Consider the following 870-nt stretch of genomic DNA (forward strand, 5'->3'; position numbering starts at 1 on the left):
CCCGTTGCGCAGCGTGCCTTCGCCTTGCAGGTTCGCGCCCGCGCCGACGTAGACGAGGTTCGCGTAGCCGCAGATCGCGCCGCCGACGAGCAGCCACGTCGGGCAGCGGAACGGCCGATCCCAGTTGCCGCGATCCATCCGGTGAATCCAGCCGGACTGAAGATTCAGGAATACGAACAACATGTAGCAGACGTTCGAGATCGACAGCACCGTCATGTAGTCCGACATCATCAGCAGCACGAGGTTGAAGCCGAGGTCGGTCCACATCGCGCGGGTGGGCGAGCCGTGCTCGTTCACGTGCGACAGGTACTTCGGCAGCCAGCCGTCGACCGACGCCTGGTACAGCGTGCGCGACGAGCCCATCATCGACGTCATCACGATCAGCAGGATCGACAGCATCAGCATCACGACGACCGCATTCGCGACCCATGCGCCGCCGCCGACGATCTTCGCCATCGCGGCCGCGACGCCGGTACCGTCGCCGATCGCCGGATCGAGCATCGCCTGCGTGCCGAGCGCGCCCTGGAACGCCATCGGCACGAGCGTCATCACGACCAGGCACAACGCACCCGACCAGAAGATCGCCTTCGCGGTATCGCGCCGCGGATCGCGGAATTCGCGCGTATAGCAGACGGCCGTCTCGAAACCGTACGACGCCCAGCCGGCCATGAACATCGCGCCGAGCGCCATCGTCACGCCCTGCCCGTTCCACGAGCCGAACGTCGCGGCCGTGAGGTTGCCCTGCGCGTCGTGACCGAGCGGCAGCAGCGGCAGCAGGTTCGACATCGGCACGTCGCCGGTGACGAACGGCACGATGCCGACGATCAGGAGCGGCGTGAGCGATGCAATGCCGAGAATGCGCTGCGTGCG

The 870-nt window shown here is 66.6% G+C and carries 1 protein-coding gene; it reads right to left on the reverse strand.

Annotated elements, in window-relative coordinates:
* Positions 1–870: APC family permease (locus tag WS96_RS28975; RefSeq protein WP_156443706.1), on the reverse strand; the 870-nt coding region annotated here is incomplete at both ends.

It is taken from the genome of Burkholderia sp. MSMB1835 (assembly GCF_001526365.1).
In the GTDB taxonomy this organism is placed as follows: Bacteria; Pseudomonadota; Gammaproteobacteria; order Burkholderiales; family Burkholderiaceae; genus Burkholderia.